The organism is Oricola nitratireducens, assembly GCF_014904745.1.
GTDB classification, from domain to species: domain Bacteria; phylum Pseudomonadota; class Alphaproteobacteria; order Rhizobiales; family Rhizobiaceae; genus Oricola; species Oricola nitratireducens.
This window is the reverse complement of the sequence record NZ_JACZCS010000011.1, coordinates 82,036-101,748: the sequence shown is the minus strand read 5'-3', so window position 1 is coordinate 101,748 and position 19,713 is coordinate 82,036. Positions and strand designations below refer to the sequence as shown.

Sequence of the window (19,713 nt, the reverse complement as noted above, 5' to 3'; positions counted from 1 at the left end):
TATCGGCGCAACAAACTGTCGCGTTACACGTTTCGTCTTGGTATCTCCGCAGAGTGGGATTAATCTTGACAATGCCAAGAAACGGGTTCCGGAAAGGGAAACTGGCATGACGATACACGCAGCCGGAAACGTTGCCGCGCCGAACGCGACGGAGATCGGCAGGCTGGCCGAAACGCAGCGGCGCTTCTTCCGCACCGGCGCAACCCGCGATCTCGATTTCCGCCGGCGCCAGCTTCGCACTCTGCGCGCCATGCTCGTATCCCACGAGACCGACATTCTGGAAGCGCTGCGCCGCGATCTCGGCCGCCCGCCCGCCGAAGCCTATTCCAGCGAGATCGCGGTCGTGCTGATCGAGATCGACACCGCGCTGAGGCGGCTTGCCGGCTGGGCGCGGCCGAAACGCGCGCGCAGCCCCCGGCTGCTGTTTCCGGCGTCGAGCCATGTCGTTCCCGAGCCGTTCGGCAGCGTCCTGGTCATCGGGCCGTGGAACTATCCGCTGCAGTTGGTTCTCGCTCCCGTCGTTGCGGCGATCGCGGCGGGCAACTGCGCCGTCGTCAAGCCGTCGGAACTGGCGCCCGCTACCTCCACTCTCCTCGCCGGCATGATCCGCAAGACCTTCGATCCGAACATTCTGGCGGTCGTCGAGGGCGGGATCGAACCGACACAGGCGTTGCTCGGTCAGGATTTCGACTATTTGTTTTTCACTGGCGGCACGAAGATCGGCAAGATCGTCATGGCGGCGGCTGCCGAACATCTGACGCCCGTGACCCTCGAACTCGGCGGCAAGAACCCCTGCATCGTCGCCGCCGATACCGACATGAAGACGGCGGCGCGGCGCATCGCCTGGGGCAAGTATTTCAATGCCGGCCAGACCTGCATCTCACCCGACTTCCTCCTTGTCGAGCGATCCGCCGAGGCGGCGTTCCTCGGCGCGCTCAGGGCGGCGCTCACGGAATTTTACGGCGCCGATCCGGCGAAGAGCGCGGACTATGCCCGCATCGTCAACGAACGCCATTTCGATCGCCTCGCGTCGTTTCTGGACCGGGGCAGGGTGGTCGCCGGCGGCGAGATCGACCGGGCGCAACGCTACTTTGCGCCGACCGTGATCGCCGATATTGGCTGGGACGACCCGGTCATGGCGGACGAGATCTTCGGCCCCGTTCTGCCGGTTGTCGTCTATGACGATCTCGATGCGGAGATCGCCAGGCTGCAGGAGCGGCCGAAACCACTCGCCCTCTACATCTTCACGGCGGACGGGAACCGCGCCGACAAGGTGCTCCACGGGGTGTCGTCGGGTGGGGCCAGCGTCAACGACATTTTCGCCCAGTTGCTCAATCTGGAACTGCCCTTCGGTGGCGTCGGCGACAGCGGCATGGGCGCCTATCACGGCAAGGCCGGCTTCGACACGTTCTCGCATCGCCGGGCGATCGTCCGGCGCGGGACATGGCTCGATCTGAAGCTGAAATACCCGCCCTACAAGACGTCGCTCGCTGTGTTCAAAAAGCTTTTGCCGCGCATCATGTAGCCGTTACGGCCACTGCAACACCAGCGCGGCGACGGCGAGATAGCGCAATGTCTTGGCGGCCGCGACCAGGGCCAGGAACGAGGGCAGGGGTTCGCGCAGCACGCCCGCGATGAGCGTCAGCGCATCGCCGCCGAACGGCATCCAGCTCAACAGCAGGCTCCAGCGGCCCCATCGGGAGTACCAGCGTGTCGCCCGCGCGAGCTGTGCCTCGCTCGCCGGAAACCAGCGGCGGTGCCGGAATTTCTCGATGCCACGGCCGAGCACCCAGTTGACGACCGCGCCCAGCGTGTTGCCGAGGCTTGCGGCGGCGAGCAGCGCCCAGACGGGGTGTTCCCCGCCGAGCAGCAGCGCCGACAGGCCAAGTTCGGATTGAGCCGGGAAGATCGTTGCGGCCAAAAAGGCGATCGCGAACAAGCCTGCATAGGCGCCGAATGCCGTCATGCCGGCGGCCGCGCCCGCAACCGCTCGAAAGTGCCGGATTTCGCTCTGGAACCCTCGATCGCCGGCATGTATACAACCCAAAAATCCATTACCTGCCAGCGTGATCGCATTGTTTGAAGTCTTTTCCGTAACCGGTCCGATCTATATCACCATTGCGGTCGGATATCTCTCCACGCGATTTGGTCTTTTTGCCGCTGGCGACATGCGGACGCTGGGGCGCTACGTGCTCTATCTGGCGTTGCCGGCGCTGCTGTTCCGGGCCCTGTCGCAAAAACCTGTCGCCGAAATCGTCAATCCTGCATACATCGCCGCCTATCTCGGCGGAACGGTGACGATGGTGTTGCTGGGCTATCTCGTCGTCCGCAAGGTGTTGGGGCAGGACCGCTCCGCCGCCACCTTCTCCGCCATGGGCATGTCGTGCCCGAACAGCGGTTTCGTCGGTTTTCCGATCATCCTGCTGACCTTTCCGCCGATCGCGGGCAACGTGCTGGCGCTCAACATGTTCGTGGAGAACATTTTCATCGTGCCGCTGCTGCTGATGCTGGCCGAGCGCGCCAAGGGGCAGGAAGGCCATCCTGTCGCCGTTCTCGGATCGGCGTTCGGCCGCCTTGTGATGAATCCCATCGTCATCGGCCTCGCGGCCGGTCTGGTGGTTTCGCTGAGCGGGTTGCACCTGCCGGCACCGGTCGTCAGGTCGGTCGACCTGTTCGCTTCTTCGAGCGCCGCCGTATCGCTTTTCGTCATCGGCGGCATGCTGGTCGGGCTGCCGGTGAGCGGGCTTGCCGACCGCATCGTCCCGATCGTCATCGGCAAGCTTCTTGTCCATCCCTTGATTCTCGTTGCGGCGATCCTGGTCGTTCCGCATTTGGGATTCGCACCGATTGAATCGCCGCTGCGCGAGGCTTTGGTGCTGTCGGCGGCGATGCCGATTTTCGGCGTCTATCCCATCTTCGCCCAGAAATACGGCGAGGAGGGCGTGGCTGCGGTGGCGTTGCTTGCGACGACGCTTTTCTCCTTTTTCACGGTCAGCCTGTTGCTATGGATGCTCCCGGCGGTTACCGGGTAGGCGGCTTCCCCCGAAAGGGTGGCTGCTGATCGGCAATCGATATCGGGCTCCTGGAAAATACCGGTAATGAGTGAGCAGGTTGAAGAGCCGTCCGGCGTGTCTCGCTACATCGCGCCGGTGGCGAAGGCGGCAGCCGCGATGGCTGTGTTTGTCGTCGCCATCTACGCGCTTCACCGGTTCTCGCGCGAGGTCAACTGGAGCGACGTCAAGACCGATCTGTCGGCGCAGTCCTGGGACAGCATCCTTCTCGCGGTCGCGGCGACGGGGCTCAGTTATCTGGCGATGGCGTTTTACGACGTGCTTGGAACCGCGACGGCGGCGCCCGGCAAGGTCCCGCCGCGCATCGCCTTCCTTGCCGGATCCACCGGCTATGCCGTCACCAACCTGCTCGGATTCTCGTGGTTGACCGGCGGCGCTGTGCGTTACCGCCTGTATTCCTCCTATGGTCTCGATCTCGTCGATATCGCCCAGGTGATCGCCAATGTGTGGCTGAGCTTCTGGCTCGGCCTGATGACGATCGTCGCGGCACTGTTCCTGTTCCATCCGTCCGGGCTTAGCGCCGCATTCCAGATGACACCCCAATTCGAGCGCGTCGCCGGAGTCCTGCTGGTGATCGCGATTGCGGTGTTTTTCGTCTGGCTCGGCCGCAAGGGACGCAGGATCCACGTCCGTTCCTACCAATTGCGGTTTCCGACCGGCTTCGTCGCCGCGTCGCAGACCGTGGTCGCCATCATCGACGTGCTCGGCGCGGCCCTGTGCCTCTATGTGCTGCTTCCGGGCGACTTGACCGGCAATTTCGCGCTCTTCTTCGTGGTGTTCGTCTCCGCGATGGGGCTCGGCGTCGCCAGCCATTCTCCGGGCGGCGTCGGTGTCTTCGAGGCGACGATCATCGGCGGCCTCGGCGCCATCGGCCGGCCCGACATGCTGGCCGGCCTCGTCCTGTTCCGGATGGTCTACTACGTGCTGCCCTTCGTGGTCGCCGCGGCCGTTCTCGCCAGCGCGTCGGTCTATGCGATGGGCCGCAAGCACCGCGACGCGCTGCCGACGCTGCGCCGCGCGCTGATGCCGGTGATGCCGGCAATCGCGGCCGGCGTGGTGCTTCTTGCCGGCGCGCTGCTCCTCGTTTCCGGCAGTCTGCCCGGCGAAACGAACCGCCTGCTCGACCTGCGTGATCTCGTGCCGCTGCCGTTCATCGAGGCGTCGCACCTGCTGGCGAGTATCGCCGGGTTGCTGCTGATCATCGTCGCCCACGGGCTTTACCTGCGCAGCTTTCGCGCCTGGCTGGTGGCGATCGGCCTGCTGTCGCTCGGGCTTGTCACGTCGCTTACCAAGGGGCTCGACTGGGAGGAGGCGGTGACGATGGCCGCCGCGCTCGCATTGCTGGCGTCCTTCCGCGCCGCCTTCTATCGCTACAAACATGCGATCTTCCAGCTGGAATGGCATTGGGCGCTGGCAAGCGCTCTGTTCCTGGCGGTGTCGATATGGGTCGGCTTCTTCGCCTATTCCAAGGTGCCCTACAGCAACGACCTGTTGTGGCAATTCACGCTGCATGGCGATGCGCCCCGCTTCCTGCGCGCCGCCCTGGCGACCAGCGTGATCTTCCTCGCGATCGGCCTGAATTCCTTCCTGAAGGCGTCGCCGAAACTGGGCGCCGGCGAGCCGGTTCCGCAGCGCGTGCGCGAGCTGATCGCCGCGTCTCCCGACACCGAGGCTGCCATCGCGCTGACCGGCGACAAGCGGTTCATGCTGTCGGATGACGGCAATGCCTTCATCTCCTATGCCGATGGCGGCACGACGCTGATATCCAAGGGCGATCCGGTCGGCGACGAGCAATCGGGCACCCAGCTTGCCTGGAAGCTGCGCGAACATGCGGACCGTCTCGGCAAGAAGTGCGCGTTCTACGCTGTCGGCGAGAAATATCTTCCCGTCTATCTCGACATGGGCATGTCGATCCTCAAGATCGGCGAGGTCGCGCGCGTCGATCTGCGGCGTTTCACGCTCGATGGCGCATCCAGGGCCAACATGCGCAACGCCCTGCACCGTGCGGAGCGCGAGGGCTATGTCTTCGCCGTCCTGCCCGCAGCGGAAATCGTCCATCGTCTGCCCGAACTGCGCCGGGTTTCCGACGCCTGGCTGGCGGAGAGACAGGGCCGCGAGAAAGGCTTTGCGCTTGGTGCGTTTTCCGAGGATTATCTCGTGCGGTTCGATCACGCGGTCCTGCAGAAGGGCGAGGGCGGAGAGATCGTCGCCTTCGCCAACATCCTGACCGGTGCCGGCCATCACGAGGCTTCGGTGGACCTGATGCGCTTCGATCCCGGCGGGCCGCGCTACGCGATGGACGCGCTGTTCGCCCATTTGATGCTGTGGGCGAAGGCGGAAGGCTATGGCTGGTTCTCGCTCGGCGCGGCGCCGCTATCCGGGCTGAGCGACCACCCTTTGTCGCCACTGTGGAGCCGGCTCGGCAGCTACATATACCGCTATGGCGACAATCTGTATCATTTCGAGGGATTGAGGGCATTCAAGCAGCGTTTCGATCCCGTCTGGACGGCGAATTATCTCGCATGTCCCGGCGGCTTCGACGCGCCGCGCGTGCTGCTCGAGGTCAACGGGCTGATATCGGGCGGCATGCGCGGCCTGGTGGACTAGGGAAGATGCGATGATCCGCAATTACACAGACCATGCAGCCAACGAACGCACCTTCCTCGCATGGGTGCGCACCGCCGTCGCCATCGTCGGTTTCGGATTGGCGGTCGCACGGTTCGGAAACACGGTGACGCCGGTGTGGTCGGAGGTCGGGCTGTTGGTTTCCGGCACGGCGCTCGTATTGGTCGCCTATGCCCGCATGCTCGTCGTGCGGCGCCGCATCGACCGACAGGAAGAGCTTGATGACGCCTCGACCGGCCCGGACATGCTGCTCGTGCTTTTGATCGCGGCGCTCTTCGTGATGATCGCCATGTTCGTCGCCAATATCGGCTGACACGTTCGTCCGGTCAGTCCTCCGGCGCCGCGTTCATGTCGATCGGCCCGGCGACCAGCGTGCGCGGGCCGGGGCCTTCCGCCGCGCGCATGTCGTTGCGGTTGTAGATCACGCAACGGTCGAGCGAGAGGCAGCCGCAACCGATACATGTGCCGAGATTGTCGCGCAGCCGCTGCAGGCGCGCCAACCGCTCGTCCAGCAATTTCGACCATTGCGCCGAAATCGCCTCCCAGTCCTCGCGTGTCGCGATCCGGTCCTCGGGAAGCGCCGACAGCGCCTCGGCGATCTCTTTCAGCGGAATGCCGAGTTCCTGCGCGAAGCGGATGATGGAAAGCCGGCGCACCGCGGCGCGGCTGTAGCGGCGCTGGTTGCCGCGTGTGCGCGAGGCTTTGACGAGTCCCTGCCTCTCGTAGAAATGCAGCGTCGATACCGGCAGTCCGGTGCGTTCGGAAACCTGGCCGACCGTCCATTCGAGTGGAGCCATGATGAAAGCGCCCTGTTGACCTCAACAATAGTTGAGGTTGTATCACCTGCGCCATCGCAAGTCACGCCGTCCGAACTGATTGCGACAAATGACTGAAAACGATGGAGAAAATTATGACAGTCTGGTTGTGCAAGACATGTTTCAATGAGGTTGCGCCGTCTGCCGAACCGCCGGAAACCTGTCGGATCTGTTCCGACGAACGCCAGCATGTTCCGCCGGCAGGTCAGGAATGGATCTCGATTGCGGATTTCGCCGCCACGCACCGCAACGACCTTCGCGACCAGGAGCCGGGGCTGCTTGGCATCGGCGTAGAACCGCAGGCGGGTATCGGTCAGCGCGCACTGCTGATCGAACATCCCGACGGCGGCGTGTTGTGGGATGGCGTGCCGCTGCTCAGCGAGGAGGCGATCGACGAGATCAACCGGCGTGGCGGCGTGCGCGCCATGGTGATGTCGCATCCCCACCTCTACGGGGCGGCGGTCAGCAATTCGATCAGCCTCGGCAACGTGCCGATCTTCATCCCGGTGGCCGATCGCGACTGGATCGCGCGCCCGCACGAGAATATCCGCGTTTTCGCCGGTGACCGGCTGGACCTCGGCCACGGCGTCACGGCGCATGTCACCGGCGGCCATTTCGACGGCTCGGCGTTCCTCCATTGGCGCGATGGCGCGGAAGGAAAGGGCGCGCTTCTGACCGGAGACACTATCATGGTCACGCCGGGCGGCAGGCGCGTCAGTTTCATGTGGTCTATGCCGGGCCTGATCCAGCTTCCGCCCGCCCATATCCGGCGCATTGTCGCCATGACCGAACCGCTCGCCTATGACCGAATTTATGGCGGCTGGTGGGATTCGAAGGTGGAAAACGACGCGAAGGCCGCCGTCGCGCGCTCCGAACGCCGCATCCGCAAGATCCTCTGTGCGCCGCCGCTCGCGCTCGCGGCCACGTGACCGGCCCTTCGGTTTTTACGCGCAAGGGATTGAATTCGCGCCGCATTGCCTGCAACAAGGATCGGGCATGCGGCCGCCACATTGAGAGGCTATGCCGAAGCCCAGAGGAGACCGCCCGCAAGGCGCAAAGACAGGGCGCCGCGAGGCGAGGCCCGACGGGAAACACGACATGAGCCAGTCCCCCCAGACATCCGGCGGAACCGGAAAAACTGCCATCCAGAGCGCCGCCGAGCGTTTTGGCGTCATCGAGCGCCCCCTGCTGGAATGGACGCCGGAGATCGCGGAAGAGACCGAGCACCTCTACCAGAAGGTCAAGGACCACATCCCGCGCATCGAGTGGCCCGTTTACGCGCCCTATATCTCGGCGATCAACCGCCTGAAGAAAGAGCGCAACGCGGTCATTCTGGCGCACAACTACCAGACGCCGGAGATCTATCACTGCGTCGCCGATATCGTCGGCGACTCGCTGCAGCTCGCCAAGGAGGCGACCAAGGTCGACGCCGAGATCATCATCCAGTGCGGCGTCCACTTCATGGCCGAGACCTCGAAGTTGCTCAATCCGGACAAGACCATTCTGATCCCGGACATGAAGGCCGGCTGCAGCCTGGCGGATTCGATCACCGGCGCCGATATTCGTCTGCTGCGCGAGCGTTATCCCGGCGTGCCGGTCGTCACCTATGTCAACACCTCCGCCGAGGTGAAGGCCGAGACCGACATCTGCTGCACCTCGTCCAACGCGGTGCAGGTCGTCGAATCCTTCGGCGTCGACAGGGTGCTGTGCATTCCCGACGAATATCTGGCGCTCAACGTCGCCGCCCAGACCAAGGTGAAGATCCTGACCTGGAAGGGCCATTGCGAGGTGCATGAGCGCTTCACGGCGGAAGAACTGCTCGCCTACAAGGAAGCCGATCCGCAGATCGAGATCGTCGCCCATCCCGAATGCCCGCGCGAGGTCGTCGAGATCGCCGATTACACCGGCTCGACATCGGGCATGATCAACTATGTGAAGGACCGGAAGCCGCCGAAGGTGCTGCTGGTGACCGAATGCTCCATGGCCTCGAACATCGAATCCGAAGTGCCGGAGGTGCAGTTCGTCAAGCCGTGCAACCTGTGCCCCCACATGAAGCGGATCACGCTGCCGAAGATCCTCGACTCGCTGTGCGAGATGAAGGAGGAGATCCTCGTCGATCCCGCCATCGCCGACCGCGCGCGCCTTGCCGTCGAGCGCATGGTGAACCTGAAGCACTGAGGAAACAGCGAGCGGCGGCTGTCTGCGCAGCCGTCTGCTTCACTCGGCCAGTTCGAACGGCAATTCGAAATCGCCGCTTTTGTCCGAGTGCTGGTCGCGCACGTGGAATTTCGCGACATATTCCCCGGCCGGCAGACCCGAGAGACTGACGGTCAGCTGCATCTGGAATTCGCGGTTGTGATAGCGCACCGGCAGGGTGATGGCGAGGAAATCGTCCTTGGAGAACAGCTCCTTGCCGTCCGGGTCGGTCAGGATGAAATCCGAGACGAGGCCGATTTCGTTTCCGCCGATCGAATGCTTCCCATAGCCGAAGCCGATCGGTTCGGCATAGATCACCAGCGGTTCGCCGGGCTTGAAGACGCTGGAGTCGCGCGGCCGGTAGATACCGAAACCGTCGGAATCTTCGACGAAGAGCACCTTGCGGAAAACCAGCGGCGATGCCGACCAGATCTCTCCCATCGCCTTGTCCAGCGCCGTCACGGCGCCGATCGGGTCTCCCTGGCCGAGCAGGCGTTCCGCCTCTTGTGCGTAATCCGTGATCGGGCCGGCGCGGCTGCCGGCGGCGGAGATCGCCAGGAAAAGAAGGGAGACGGCGAAGGTGCCTGCGCGCATGTGATTTCTCCTCGGAACCGGTTCCGTAACGGAATCAGTTTCCTGTTTGCGCCGGAAATGGTCAACATGGCCGCTTGGGCGGCAAGCTGCGGTCTTTCGGGGAGCCTTTCAGGCGGGAACAGCCGCGGGGACTAGCGCAATTCCACCGGAACAGCGTAAGGGGAAGATGTTTGAAATGACGTCCGCGGCCGAACCGCCGGGCGGACGGTGAGGGGAACAGACCGAATTGAACAAGACGGATAACAGCGTGCTCATCATCGGCGGCGGGCTTGCCGGGCTTTTCTGCGCGCTGAAACTGGCGCCGAAGGCCGTGACGGTGATCACCGCGGCGCCGATCGGGCGCGGCGCCTCGTCGGCCTGGGCGCAGGCCGGCATCGCCGCCGCGGTCGGGCCCGGCGACACGATCGAGAAACATGTCGCCGACACCATTGCCGCCGGCGACGGCATCGTCGACGAGGCGGTCGCCCGCATGATGGCCTCGCAGGCCTCCGACCGCATCCATGATCTGCTCGACTACGGCGTGCCCTTCGACCGCGATCTGGAAGGCCGTCTACAGGTCAGCCGCGAGGCGGCGCATTCGGAGAGCCGCATCGTGCGTGTGCGCGGCGACATGGCCGGCCGCGCCATCATGCAGGCGCTGGTCGAAACCGTGAAGAAGACGCCGTCGATCCGCGTCCTTGGCGGCTATGTCGTCGAAAGGCTGCTGGTCGAGGACGGCCGCGTCGTCGGCCTGCAGGCGCTCGGCAATGGCGAGGGCGAGGAGAACATCCTGACCCTGCGCGGCTCGCAGGTGGTGATCGCTGCCGGCGGCATCGGCCATCTCTACGAAGTGACGACCAATCCGGCCGAGGCGCGCGGCGGCGGCGTCGGCATGGCGGCGCGCGCCGGCGCCCGCATGGCCGATCTCGAATTCGTCCAGTTCCATCCGACCGCTATCAATGTCGGCAAGGACCCGGCGCCGCTGGCGACCGAAGCCCTGCGCGGGCACGGCGCGACGCTGCTCAACAAGGACGGCGAGCGCTTCATGCTGCCGATCCATCCCGACGCGGAACTGGCCCCGCGCGATGTCGTAGCGCGCGGCATCTTCGCCGAGGTGCAGGCCGGACGCGGCGCGTTTCTCGATTGCACCAGGGCTGTCGGCGAGACATTCGCCGAGGAATTCCCGACCGTCTACGGATATTGCCGGGAGGCCGGCATCGATCCGGTGACGCAGCCGATCCCGGTCATTCCCGCTGCGCATTACTTCATGGGCGGCATCTGGACCGATCTCGACGGCCGCACGTCGTTGCCCGGCCTGTGGGCTTGCGGCGAGGTGACTTCGACTGGCGCCCATGGCGCGAACCGGCTGGCGTCCAACTCGCTTCTGGAGGCGGTCGTCTTTTCCGCCCGCATCGCCGACGCCCTCGGCGGCGAGGACCTCTGGGACGCGCCGGCAGACTGGTCGGAGGGCTCGATGGAGAGCGGCCGCCAGAAGCCGCGCCCTGACAGCGACCAGATGAAACTCCTGCGCCACACGATGAGTTCCGATCTCGGCGTTCTGCGCAATAAGGCCGGCATGCGCGAGGCGCTGCGCACCATCCTGCGCCTGGAGCGCGAGGCCGACACCGAGCGGTTCCTCAACGTGTTGGCGGCGGCGAAGCTGATCGCGGTCTGCGCGCTCAACCGCACCGAAAGTCGCGGCGGCCATTTCCGCACCGACTTCCCGGCCGAGGACGAGGCCTGGCGCCGCCGCACCTTCACCACGCTCGACCAGGCCGAAAAGACGATTCCCGCCCTGCTGGAGGAATGAGACCCATGCCCGTTGCCGCCCTGCCGCCGAGCCTGCCACGCCTGATGGTAGAGGACGCCGTGCGCGCCGCGCTCCTTGAGGATCTCGGACGTGCCGGCGACATAACGACGAACGCGACCATTGCTCCCGACGCCACGGCGACAGCGCTGCTCGCCTCGCGCGAGGATGGCGTGATCGCCGGGCTCGGGCTTGCCGAGACCGCTTTCAAGCTGATGGATCCGTCGATTGCCTTCGAGGCAAGGCTGTCGGATTGCGACACGGTCAAGCCGGGCGACGTGGTCGCCGCGATCAGCGGCAATGCCCGCGCCATTCTCTCCGCCGAACGCGTCGCGCTCAATTTCCTGATGCACATGTCCGGCATCGCCACCTACACGGCGCGCTTTGCCCGCGAGATCGCGCATACCCATGCGAAGGTTACCTGCACGCGCAAGACCATTCCCGGCCATCGCAGCTTCGAGAAATATGCCGTGCGTTGCGGCGGCGGCTCCAACCACCGCTTCGGCCTCGACGACGCGATCCTGATCAAGGACAACCACATCGCTGTTTCCGGCGGCGTCGCGAAAGCGGTTCAAGCCGCGCGCGCCTATGCCGGCCACCTGGTCAGGATCGAGGTCGAGGTCGATACGATAGAACAGTTGCACGAGGCGCTGACGGCGGCGCCCGACGCGGTCCTGCTCGACAACATGACCAACGACCAGCTGCGCGAGGCCGTCGCCCTCAACAAGGCCGACAATGGCGGCCGCGTGAAGCTGGAGGCATCGGGCAATGTCCGTTTCGAGACGATCGGGGAGATCGCCGAGACCGGCGTCGACTACATCTCGACCTCGAAGATCACCATGGCCGCCCCGACGCTCGATGTCGGTCTCGATATCCGGCTCGGCTGATCTGCCTTACGCGGTCACCTCGTAGAGATGCACGTCGCGCTGCGGGAAGGGGATCGAAAGCCCCTCGGCGTCGAAACGCTGCTTGGCGAGCCTGATCAGGTCGCGTGACGTCGTCCACCAGTCCGGCGTGGCGATCCAGACGCGGCAGGTGACCTCGACCGCGCTGTCGCCGAGATTGGACACGTAGATGAACGGTTCCGGATCGGCGAGCACCTTGTCGTGGTCGCGGGCCAACGCCTCGAAGGCCGCAAACGCCTTGTCGATGTCGTCCTTGTATGCGATGCCGACGACGAGATCGAAACGCCGCTTCGGCTTGCGCGAGAAATTCGTCACCGTGCTGCCCCAGACATCGGAATTCGGCGCGAGCAGGTAAAGCCCGTCCAGCGTCTCGAACTCCGTCGCGAAGAGGCCGATTTCCTTGACCACGCCCTTGGCGTTGCTGGTCTCGACATAGTCGCCGACCTGGAACGGCCGCAGGAACAGAAGCATGATCCCGGCCGCGATGTTCTGCAGTGTTCCCTGCAGCGCGAGGCCGATGGCGAGGCCGGCGGCGCCCAGCGCCGCGATGATCGACGCGGTCTGGACGCCGAACTGCGTCAGCACCATCACGAAAACGAGGATGAGGACCGTGTAGCGCGCGCCCTTGGCGATGAACAGGTTCAGCGTCTCGTCGCTGTTGCGCAGCCGTTTCAGGGCCGTATAAACCCAGTGCCGCACGATGCCGGCGACGATGAAGCCGATGACCAGGATCAGCAGCGCGCCGATGACGGAGAAGGCGTATTCGATGATAAGGCGGCTGGCCGCGTCCCATATGACGCCGGCCGCGTCGTTGACGCTGCCCACCGCGCCTTTCACGATCTGGTCGGTATTCTCCATTCGGACCCCCTTTGCCTGTTAAATTGAACACACCGGATACTACGCATATCCGCCCGCTTTGGTTCCCCAAGTTTTCGTTTGTATCCCTCCCGGCTTGGTCGCCGGCCTGCGCTATGGTTTTCTGCGCGCCGGTCATTGGGAAAAACGAGGTTTGCATGTCCTTTGTCGAAACGTACAGAAAAGCCGTCGACCCGAGCGAGTGCGATATTCTCGGCCATATGAACGTATCCCGGTATTTCGCCGCCTGCAGCGACGCAATGTTCTCGCTTCAAACCACGCTCGGTCTCGGGCTGAGCAACATCACCGGCGGGAAGAGGATGTCCTTCGCCGTCGTGCACACCGAAGCCGACTTCCGCTCCGAGGTGCTCGCCGGCGAGGTGATCGCGATGCGCACCGCCGTCGAGGAGATCGGCAACAAGTCGATGCTTTTCCGGCACCGCCTCTACCGGGCCGAACAGGAGGTACTTTCGTTCGAGGCGCTGTTTCGCTGTGTGCTGCTCGATCTCGAAACCCGGAAAGCCGCGCCGATCCCCGACGACATCCGCGAGAAAGCCGAACGCCTGCGTGCGGGATAACGCTCCCTCTTTCCGCCCGTAACTTGCCGGATTACCCGCTTCGCGGGATACTGGGACGAGGTCCCGGCTTTCCCGAAAACGGAATGGCGCCGGGGGGAGGAAGCGCGATGATTTTCGTTGCGGCAAGCAAGGATGGCGGCGAAATCCGCTATCGCGACACCAAACGGTATTTGTGGTGGCTCTCGGTCCTGTCGCCGGGCATACCCGGCGTTTCCGCGCTCCTGCTCTGGCACACCGGAAACCTGTTCTGGGCGGCATTCCCGCTATTGTTCATCTTCGGCCTGGTGCCGGCACTCGATTTCCTGTTCGGCGAGGATACCAACAACCCGCCGGAGGAGGTCGTCGAGGAACTGTCGAATGACGGCTACTACCGCTTCCTGCTCTTCGTCTCCGTGCCGGTGCTCTGGTTCAGTTTCCTTGCCAGCGCCGCGGTCGCGGCCTCGCTGGACCTGCCTGTCTGGGCGTATCTTCTCATGGCGTTCGGCGCCGGAGCGGTGTCCGGCGGCGGGCTCACCGTCGGCCATGAACTCGGCCACAAGGCGAATGCGCTCGACCGGTTCGGCGCCAAACTGGCCTGCGCGCTGACCGCCTACAGCCATTTCTGCATCGAGCACAATCGCGGCCATCATCTCCATGTCGCGACGCCGGACGACCCGGCCTCGGCGCGACTCGGCGAAAGCGTCTTCCGCTTCGCATTGCGCGAAATCCCGGGCGCGGCGGTGCGCGGCTGGGCGCTGGAGCGGGCGCGGCTGCAGAAGAAGGGTTTTCCGTTCTGGCATTGGCGTAACGACATCCTGCAGGGCTATGCGATCACGCTCGCCGCCGCGGTTATGCTGACTGCGCTGTTCGGCTGGGCGGTGGTGCCGTTCCTGGTGATCCACCACGTCTTCGGCTGGCTGCAGCTGACGCAGGCCAACTATGTCGAACATTACGGCCTGAAGCGGCAGAGGCGCGCCGACGGACGCTACGAGCCCTGCGCACCGCGCCATTCCTGGAATACCAACCACATCGTGTCGAACCTGATGCTGTTTCACCTGCAGCGCCATTCCGACCATCACGCCAATCCGATGCGGCCCTATCAGGCATTGCGCAATTTCGATGAATTGCCGCGCCTGCCGAGCGGCTATCCCGGCTGCTTCATGCTGGCCGCGATTCCGCCGCTGTGGCGCATGGTGATGGACCCGAAGGTGATGCGCTGGGCCGGCGGAAAGCTCGAAAACGCTAATGTCATGCCCGGTCTCGAAAGCCGGTATGCGGCGAAATTCGCCAGCTAGTCGTCGCTGCCCGGCGTCAGCGACAGCCGGAACGGCACCCCCTCGAAGGCGTCCTCGCCGCGTCCGATCGACCGGATCGCGTCGACCATGCGGCCCTGCCGGCCGAGCACCGCGTCGGCGATCTCGATCAGCTTCGGATTGGGCGTCGCCGACGGCGCGCGCCAGCGCAAATCATGCGCCAGTTCGCGTTCATCGAGCTCCGGATTGAGCGCCAGCGCGATCATGTAGGCCGAAGCCGTCGAGCGCGAGATGCCGGCAAAACAATGCACGATCATCGGGTCCGCCTGGTCCCAGTCCCGGCCGAAATCGAGGATCGCGCGCACATGTTCCTCGCCCGGCAGCGTCATGCCTTCCATCGGCATCGCGATGTCGTTGAAGCCGAGGAACAGATGCTGCTCCTCGGCGATCTCCTGCGGACGTTCCACCGGCGTTCCCGCATTGATGACGGTCAGCATCCGCTTCGCTCCGGTCGAGGCGGCGGTGGCATGGATATGGGCGAGCGGGCAGACGACGATATACGGCATGGTCAGGCTTTCCTTTTGCGCGGCGCGCGTTCCGCCTCGAAATCGGCTTCGACTTCGGCGAAGCGGGCGAGGAACATCTCCTGCACCTCGGACGCCGGAAGCGGCGTCAGGTCGAGCCCGTCGGGCGAAAAGCCGCGCGGTCGTCCGAAATAGGTGACGGCTTCCTTCTCCGAGAAGCCGGCAAGAAGCGTAGCCTCGAAAAATGCGGAAATCTGGTCGGCGCGCTTGATCTGCGCATGCATCGCTTTCGAGGGATGCGGCGGCAGGCCGAAACGGATGTGGATCGCGGCCTCGAGGCGGGATTCCACGGCCTTGTAGTTTCCGCCGAGCACCTTCTTGAAGGGCGAGATCATGTCGCCGATCACATATTCCGGCGCGTCGTGCAGCAGCGCCGCGAGGCGAAGCTGTGCCGTGCAGGACGGAACGATCCGGGCCACGATTTCCTCGACGAGGAGCGAATGCTGCGCCACTGAGTAGGCGTGGTCGCCGCCGGTCTGGCCGTTCCAGCGCGCCACGCGCGCGATCCCGTGCGCGATGTCAGAGATCTCGATGTCGAGCGGCGAAGGATCGAGCAGGTCGAGCCGGCGGCCGGATAGCATGCGCTGCCATGCGCGCGACGGCGCGCCCTCGCGGTCAGGCATGGTCAGTCTCCCTCATGGCCGGCTTCCTCCGGCCAGCGATAGCCGACATTGTCCGGCAGCGACAAGGTGACGGTCTGTCCGGCGGCCGTGATCGGCTGGCCGGCGTCCATGGCATCTTTTGCCCGGTCGAGACGCACCAGCGCGAGCGCCTGGCCGCCGGACACGCTGCCGAGCGCGCCGACGGTCTTGCCGCCCGCTTCGAGCGGCGTTCCGGGCTGGGGCAGGGGCGCTTCGCCGGCCGCGATCGCAAGACGACGGCGCGCCGTGCCGCGGTGCTGCATGCGCGAAACGACTTCCTGGCCGACATAGCAGCCCTTGCGGAAATCGACGCCGCTGTTCTGGTCATAGGAAATGTCGTGCGGGAAGGCGTCGCCCGGCTCGAAATCCGGGCCGCTTTCGGCAACGCCATGCGCGATGCGCAGCGCCGTCCAGCCTTGCGCGTCATCCTCGCCGGCAGGCGCCTCGCCGTAATGGCGCAACACGCGGAGATCGTCGGGGAACCGGCTGTCGGCGATGGTTCGGCCGCCCGCCGGCATTGAATCTTTTTGCCAGGATATTGCCGCAAGCGATTCTTCCGACTCGGCAATTTCGACCTTGGCGCGCAGCTTGTACATGGTCAGCCGGCGCGTGAAATCGCCGGCGAGGTTGGAGCGGATGTCGATCAAAAATCCGCCCGCGCCGTCCCGGAAGACCAGGAAATCGAACATGATCTTGCCCTGCGGCGTCAGCAGCGCCCCGGCGCGGGCCATGTCGACGGGAATCGTCGTCACGTCGCAGGTGACGAGATTCTGCAGAAAATGTTCCGCGTCCTCGCCGGTGACGGAAATCAGGCTTCGGCCGGATGGAAAATGAACGGGCATGGCACCAGATTCGCTTCGCGCGCTTGCTTTCGGGGTGAGTGCTACGTAATCCCGGCGCAACGGCGCGGCAAGGGACGGACTGGCATGAATGAAACTTTCGATCTCATCCTGAAGAACGGAACCGTGGTCAATCACGACGGTCAGGGCCGCCGCGATATCGGCGTGCGCGACGGTCGCATCGCATTTATCGGCGCGCTGTCCGGCGCCGATGCCGGCGAGGTGATCGATTGCACCGGCCTGCATGTGCTGCCGGGCGTCGTCGACAGCCAGGTCCATTTCCGCGAGCCTGGCCTCGAGCACAAGGAAGATCTGGAGACCGGATCGCGCGCCGCGGTGCTTGGCGGCGTCACCGCCGTCTTCGAGATGCCCAACACCAATCCGCTGACGACCAGCGAGGAAGCGCTTGCCGACAAGGTTGCCCGCGCGACGCACCGCATGCATTGCGATTTCGCCTTCTGGGTCGGCGGTACGCGCGAAAACGCCGATATCGTCGGTGAACTGGAGCGCCTGCCGGGTGCTGCGGGCATCAAGGTCTTCATGGGATCGTCGACCGGAAGCCTGCTCGTCGAGGACGACGAGGGCGTCGCCTCGGTTCTGCGCAACACGCGTCGCCGCGCCGCGTTCCATTCCGAGGACGAATACCGGCTGCGCGAGCGGGCGGGGCTCCGCGTCGAGGACGATCCGTCCTCGCATCCGGTCTGGCGCGACGAGGTCGCGGCCATGATGTGCACGGAACGTCTGGTGCGCATCGCCCGCGAGACCCGCGCCCGGATCCATGTCCTGCATATCTCGACGGCCGAGGAGATCGCCTTCCTCCAGCAGCACAAGGATGTCGCGACCGCCGAGGCGACGCCGCACCACCTGACGCTGACGGCGGACGATTACGCCCGTCTCGGTACGTTGATCCAGATGAACCCGCCGGTGCGCGCGCCGCGCCACCGCGACGGCATCTGGCACGGCGTCGCCCAGGGCGTCATCGACGTGCTTGGCTCCGACCATGCGCCGCATACGCTCGACGAGAAGGCGAAACCCTATCCAGCGTCCCCCTCCGGCATGACCGGCGTCCAGACGCTGGTGCCGATCATGCTCGATCACGTCAATGCCGGGAAACTGACGCTGGAGCGCTTCGTCGACATGTCCTCGCACGGCCCGAACCGCATCTTCGGCATGGCCCGCAAGGGCCGTATCGCCGCCGGCTATGACGCCGATTTCACCATCGTCGACATGAAGCGGCGCGAAACCATCCGCAACGAACAGGCCGGATCGAAAGCGGGCTGGACACCCTATGACGGCAGGCAAGTCACCGGCTGGCCGGTCGGCACCGTCATTCGCGGCAGGCGGGTGATGTGGGAGGCGGAAATCGTCACGCCCGCGACGGGCGAACCGGTTCTATTCTCCGAAGCTCTGCCCGCCTGAAGCACGCCGGCGCAGTTCCTCGGCAAGCGTCCTGAGACGCTTTTCGGCTTCGGCCGTTACGCCGCCGCGCGCGTGATCGGCGCGCAGCGCCTTTTCGACCTCGTCGATCATCCGTTCCAGGCTCGGCCGGTCGCCCTCGCGCGCATGATGGCCGAACAGGTCGATCCAGTTGTCGGTGATGTGACCGGCGTCCATCAACCGGTCGAACAGCCCGTGCGGATTGCGCCCGCCGAACAGGATGCCGAAAGCCGCCACGACAAAGGAAACCGGGCTCAGCACGAAATCGCGCAAGCCGTCGGCGAACAGTTTGACCTGAAAGATGATGAGACGGCGCAACAGCGCACCGCGCGATAGTCCACCCAAGGCTGTGCCTTCGGCAACCGGCCGGTAAATCTGCGTCTGGCTGGTCATGGTCACTCCCCGCATGGTCCGCCTGGGTTACATATCGGGATGGATCCGCCGGAATCCAAGACCTGCGGCACTGAACTCAGTCGCCGGCGACGAAGAAGCGCCAGCGTCCGTCGGGCGTGATCCCGACGCGGTAGAAGACATAGGCGCCGAAGGAGCGCATGTCCTCGTAGTCGCCCGCGGTGACGAGCTTGAACAGCTCCACGCGCTGTTTCGGCGTCAGGTCGTCGAGCGAGGTCGCGACGAAATAGGGCCAGACGAACATCTCGTTCGGCGTGCCGGGATCGTAGATCGCGTAACCGGCCTCCATCACTTCCAGCAGGATGGCAAGAATCTCGTATCCCTCCGGGTCGCCCGAAAGCGCGCGGATATATTCGATCGGATCGCCGTCATAGCCGCCGAGCGAAAGCTGGGTCGTGTTCGCGCCGACACCGATCAGCGGCCTGAGCGCCTCGTAATCGGCGTCGCGCGCGGCCTTCATGATCATTTCGCGCATCTCTTGCACGGGCGCCGGCAGGTCCTCGACCTTGCCGCCGATGACCGGTTCCGCGGTCTGGATGGTGCCGGCGCCGCCGGGCACGGCGAGCGGATTTTCCGGATCCTGCGCGATCGGCCGCTGGAACGGTTCCGGCAACGGCACCAGGCTGGGCCCCGGGCCGGTCGTGTCGCCGGAGTCCTGCGCGAGCGCGGATTGCGGCAGGGCCATGGCGGAGAAAAGCGCGGCGGTCAGGGCGAAACGGAACAGTGACGCGAGCGGGCCGGGACAACGGCGCGGCTGAAAACATCCGACTGACCGTCTGGCACGCACCGTCATTTCATCCCCCGGGGGCGCTTTTCGAAATCTCTTACTGAACAATTCGGTCCGGCGTGAACTCTCCGCACAGGATGCGTTCGCGCAGCGTGTCGACCAGCGCAAGCGCGGCGTCCTCGCCATGGGCGCGGATCATCTCTTCGAGCGCGGTGGCGATCGCCGCATCGGCGAGGATGTCGGATTCGATCCCCTCCATTGCGCCGTCGGCCCACGCTTCGCTGTGGAACTCCAGCGCCGCGATCCGTTTCTCGCGCTCGATGATCTCATCCATCTCGTTTATCGTTACATTCATCGTGCTCAATTGGATCACGCCATTTTGGTACACTGCATTTACACGCTGTTAACATATCAGCA

The 19,713-nt window shown here is 64.8% G+C and carries 21 protein-coding genes; 11 read left to right on the top strand and 10 right to left on the bottom strand.

Features of this window, described 5'->3' with window-relative positions:
* Positions 1-106 precede the first annotated feature (106 nt).
* Positions 107-1,525 (top strand): aldehyde dehydrogenase, encoded by a 1,419-nt coding sequence (locus IG169_RS07835; protein WP_193175621.1) that lies wholly within the window; start codon positions 107-109, stop codon positions 1,523-1,525.
* A 3-nt stretch (positions 1,526-1,528) separates the two neighbouring features.
* On the opposite strand, the gene IG169_RS07830 is transcribed toward IG169_RS07835, so the two are convergent.
* Positions 1,529-1,966 carry a YqaA family protein gene (locus IG169_RS07830; protein WP_193175620.1) on the bottom strand — a complete coding sequence of 146 codons (438 nt, stop codon included), beginning with the start codon at positions 1,964-1,966 and terminating at the stop codon, positions 1,529-1,531.
* Between the two features lie 109 nt (positions 1,967-2,075).
* Between IG169_RS07830 and IG169_RS07825 the strand changes: the two genes are divergently transcribed.
* From IG169_RS07825 to IG169_RS07815, 3 genes are all read left to right on the top strand, one after another.
* Complete coding sequence (locus IG169_RS07825; RefSeq protein ID WP_193175619.1) at positions 2,076-3,032, top strand: AEC family transporter; 957 nt, start codon at positions 2,076-2,078, stop codon at positions 3,030-3,032.
* 66 nt (positions 3,033-3,098) lie between these two features.
* Positions 3,099-5,678, top strand: a complete 2,580-nt coding sequence (gene mprF / locus IG169_RS07820) for a bifunctional lysylphosphatidylglycerol flippase/synthetase MprF (RefSeq protein WP_193175618.1) — start codon at positions 3,099-3,101, stop codon at positions 5,676-5,678.
* Between the two features lie 10 nt (positions 5,679-5,688).
* The gene (locus IG169_RS07815) at positions 5,689-6,009 is read left to right on the top strand and encodes a YidH family protein (protein ID WP_193175617.1); all 321 of its coding nucleotides are present in this window, start codon (positions 5,689-5,691) and stop codon (positions 6,007-6,009) included.
* Positions 6,010-6,022: 13 nt separating this feature from the next.
* Here the strand turns inward: IG169_RS07815 and soxR are convergent, their stop codons facing one another.
* Positions 6,023-6,493 (bottom strand): redox-sensitive transcriptional activator SoxR, encoded by a 471-nt coding sequence (gene soxR / locus IG169_RS07810; protein ID WP_193175616.1) that lies wholly within the window; start codon positions 6,491-6,493, stop codon positions 6,023-6,025.
* 113 nt (positions 6,494-6,606) lie between these two features.
* On the opposite strand from soxR, the gene IG169_RS07805 reads away from it, so the two are divergent.
* Positions 6,607-7,440, top strand: a complete 834-nt coding sequence (locus IG169_RS07805) for an MBL fold metallo-hydrolase (RefSeq protein WP_193175615.1) — start codon at positions 6,607-6,609, stop codon at positions 7,438-7,440.
* A 169-nt stretch (positions 7,441-7,609) separates the two neighbouring features.
* A complete protein-coding gene (gene nadA, locus IG169_RS07800; protein ID WP_193175614.1) occupies positions 7,610-8,689 on the top strand; it encodes a quinolinate synthase NadA in 1,080 nt (359 codons plus the stop codon).
* A 39-nt stretch (positions 8,690-8,728) separates the two neighbouring features.
* On the opposite strand, the gene IG169_RS07795 is transcribed toward nadA, so the two are convergent.
* Positions 8,729-9,301 carry a hypothetical protein gene (locus IG169_RS07795; RefSeq protein ID WP_193175613.1) on the bottom strand — a complete coding sequence of 191 codons (573 nt, stop codon included), beginning with the start codon at positions 9,299-9,301 and terminating at the stop codon, positions 8,729-8,731.
* 226 nt (positions 9,302-9,527) lie between these two features.
* Here IG169_RS07795 and IG169_RS07790 point away from each other — a divergent pair, with 226 nt between their 5' ends.
* Both IG169_RS07790 and nadC read left to right on the top strand, forming a co-directional pair.
* Positions 9,528-11,090 (top strand): L-aspartate oxidase, encoded by a 1,563-nt coding sequence (locus IG169_RS07790; protein WP_193175612.1) that lies wholly within the window; start codon positions 9,528-9,530, stop codon positions 11,088-11,090.
* Between the two features lie 5 nt (positions 11,091-11,095).
* On the top strand, positions 11,096-11,974 hold the full coding sequence (gene nadC, locus IG169_RS07785) for a carboxylating nicotinate-nucleotide diphosphorylase (RefSeq protein WP_210325910.1): 879 nt from the start codon (positions 11,096-11,098) through the stop codon (positions 11,972-11,974).
* A 6-nt stretch (positions 11,975-11,980) separates the two neighbouring features.
* Here the strand turns inward: nadC and IG169_RS07780 are convergent, their stop codons facing one another.
* The gene (locus IG169_RS07780; RefSeq protein WP_193175611.1) at positions 11,981-12,850 is read right to left on the bottom strand and encodes a mechanosensitive ion channel family protein; all 870 of its coding nucleotides are present in this window, start codon (positions 12,848-12,850) and stop codon (positions 11,981-11,983) included.
* Between the two features lie 155 nt (positions 12,851-13,005).
* On the opposite strand from IG169_RS07780, the gene IG169_RS07775 reads away from it, so the two are divergent.
* Both IG169_RS07775 and IG169_RS07770 read left to right on the top strand, forming a co-directional pair.
* Complete coding sequence (locus IG169_RS07775; protein WP_193175610.1) at positions 13,006-13,425, top strand: acyl-CoA thioesterase; 420 nt, start codon at positions 13,006-13,008, stop codon at positions 13,423-13,425.
* A 107-nt stretch (positions 13,426-13,532) separates the two neighbouring features.
* Positions 13,533-14,699 (top strand): alkane 1-monooxygenase, encoded by a 1,167-nt coding sequence (locus IG169_RS07770; protein WP_193175609.1) that lies wholly within the window; start codon positions 13,533-13,535, stop codon positions 14,697-14,699.
* Here the strand turns inward: IG169_RS07770 and IG169_RS07765 are convergent.
* The 3 genes from IG169_RS07765 to ygfZ are packed head-to-tail and all read right to left on the bottom strand — an operon-like array spanning position 14,696 to position 16,724.
* The gene (locus tag IG169_RS07765) at positions 14,696-15,223 is read right to left on the bottom strand and encodes a tyrosine phosphatase family protein (protein ID WP_193175608.1); all 528 of its coding nucleotides are present in this window, start codon (positions 15,221-15,223) and stop codon (positions 14,696-14,698) included. The two genes, IG169_RS07770 and IG169_RS07765, sit on opposite strands and share 4 nt — an antisense overlap.
* 2 nt (positions 15,224-15,225) lie before the next feature.
* Entirely contained in the window at positions 15,226-15,864 is a 639-nt protein-coding gene (locus tag IG169_RS07760; protein WP_193175607.1) for an HD domain-containing protein, read from the bottom strand.
* 2 nt (positions 15,865-15,866) lie between these two features.
* Positions 15,867-16,724: a CAF17-like 4Fe-4S cluster assembly/insertion protein YgfZ gene (gene ygfZ / locus IG169_RS07755; RefSeq protein WP_193175606.1), complete on the bottom strand. Its 858-nt coding sequence runs from the start codon at positions 16,722-16,724 to the stop codon at positions 15,867-15,869.
* An 84-nt stretch (positions 16,725-16,808) separates the two neighbouring features.
* Here ygfZ and IG169_RS07750 point away from each other — a divergent pair, with 84 nt between their 5' ends.
* On the top strand, positions 16,809-18,140 hold the full coding sequence (locus tag IG169_RS07750; protein WP_193175605.1) for a dihydroorotase: 1,332 nt from the start codon (positions 16,809-16,811) through the stop codon (positions 18,138-18,140).
* Here IG169_RS07750 and IG169_RS07745 read toward each other — a convergent pair.
* The 3 genes from IG169_RS07745 to IG169_RS07735 form a co-directional block, all read right to left on the bottom strand.
* Positions 18,114-18,551: a hypothetical protein gene (locus IG169_RS07745; RefSeq protein WP_193175604.1), complete on the bottom strand. Its 438-nt coding sequence runs from the start codon at positions 18,549-18,551 to the stop codon at positions 18,114-18,116. The two genes, IG169_RS07750 and IG169_RS07745, sit on opposite strands and share 27 nt — an antisense overlap.
* A 76-nt stretch (positions 18,552-18,627) precedes the next feature.
* The gene (locus tag IG169_RS07740; protein WP_193175603.1) at positions 18,628-19,362 is read right to left on the bottom strand and encodes a hypothetical protein; all 735 of its coding nucleotides are present in this window, start codon (positions 19,360-19,362) and stop codon (positions 18,628-18,630) included.
* A gap of 31 nt (positions 19,363-19,393) precedes the next feature.
* On the bottom strand, positions 19,394-19,651 hold the full coding sequence (locus IG169_RS07735) for a hypothetical protein (RefSeq protein ID WP_193175602.1): 258 nt from the start codon (positions 19,649-19,651) through the stop codon (positions 19,394-19,396).
* Positions 19,652-19,713: the final 62 nt, after the last annotated feature.

Excerpts from the sequence above, each read along its gene's own strand:
- IG169_RS07740 (WP_193175603.1), bottom strand. The coding sequence starts at position 19,362 with ATGACGGTGCGTGCCAGACGGTCAGTCGGATGTTTTCAGCCGCGCCGT.
- IG169_RS07830 (WP_193175620.1), bottom strand. The coding sequence starts at position 1,966 with ATGACGGCATTCGGCGCCTATGCAGGCTTGTTCGCGATCGCCTTTTTG.
- ygfZ (WP_193175606.1), bottom strand. The coding sequence starts at position 16,724 with ATGCCCGTTCATTTTCCATCCGGCCGAAGCCTGATTTCCGTCACCGGC.
- nadC (WP_210325910.1), top strand. The coding sequence starts at position 11,096 with ATGCCCGTTGCCGCCCTGCCGCCGAGCCTGCCACGCCTGATGGTAGAG.
- nadA (WP_193175614.1), top strand. The coding sequence starts at position 7,610 with ATGAGCCAGTCCCCCCAGACATCCGGCGGAACCGGAAAAACTGCCATC.
- mprF (WP_193175618.1), top strand. The coding sequence starts at position 3,099 with ATGAGTGAGCAGGTTGAAGAGCCGTCCGGCGTGTCTCGCTACATCGCG.
- IG169_RS07750 (WP_193175605.1), top strand. The coding sequence starts at position 16,809 with ATGAATGAAACTTTCGATCTCATCCTGAAGAACGGAACCGTGGTCAAT.
- IG169_RS07775 (WP_193175610.1), top strand. The coding sequence starts at position 13,006 with ATGTCCTTTGTCGAAACGTACAGAAAAGCCGTCGACCCGAGCGAGTGC.
- IG169_RS07780 (WP_193175611.1), bottom strand. The coding sequence starts at position 12,850 with ATGGAGAATACCGACCAGATCGTGAAAGGCGCGGTGGGCAGCGTCAAC.
- IG169_RS07765 (WP_193175608.1), bottom strand. The coding sequence starts at position 15,223 with ATGCCGTATATCGTCGTCTGCCCGCTCGCCCATATCCATGCCACCGCC.
- soxR (WP_193175616.1), bottom strand. The coding sequence starts at position 6,493 with ATGGCTCCACTCGAATGGACGGTCGGCCAGGTTTCCGAACGCACCGGA.
- IG169_RS07805 (WP_193175615.1), top strand. The coding sequence starts at position 6,607 with ATGACAGTCTGGTTGTGCAAGACATGTTTCAATGAGGTTGCGCCGTCT.
- IG169_RS07795 (WP_193175613.1), bottom strand. The coding sequence starts at position 9,301 with ATGCGCGCAGGCACCTTCGCCGTCTCCCTTCTTTTCCTGGCGATCTCC.
- IG169_RS07745 (WP_193175604.1), bottom strand. The coding sequence starts at position 18,551 with ATGACCAGCCAGACGCAGATTTACCGGCCGGTTGCCGAAGGCACAGCC.
- IG169_RS07735 (WP_193175602.1), bottom strand. The coding sequence starts at position 19,651 with ATGAATGTAACGATAAACGAGATGGATGAGATCATCGAGCGCGAGAAA.
- IG169_RS07760 (WP_193175607.1), bottom strand. The coding sequence starts at position 15,864 with ATGCCTGACCGCGAGGGCGCGCCGTCGCGCGCATGGCAGCGCATGCTA.
- IG169_RS07770 (WP_193175609.1), top strand. The coding sequence starts at position 13,533 with ATGATTTTCGTTGCGGCAAGCAAGGATGGCGGCGAAATCCGCTATCGC.
- IG169_RS07835 (WP_193175621.1), top strand. The coding sequence starts at position 107 with ATGACGATACACGCAGCCGGAAACGTTGCCGCGCCGAACGCGACGGAG.
- IG169_RS07815 (WP_193175617.1), top strand. The coding sequence starts at position 5,689 with ATGATCCGCAATTACACAGACCATGCAGCCAACGAACGCACCTTCCTC.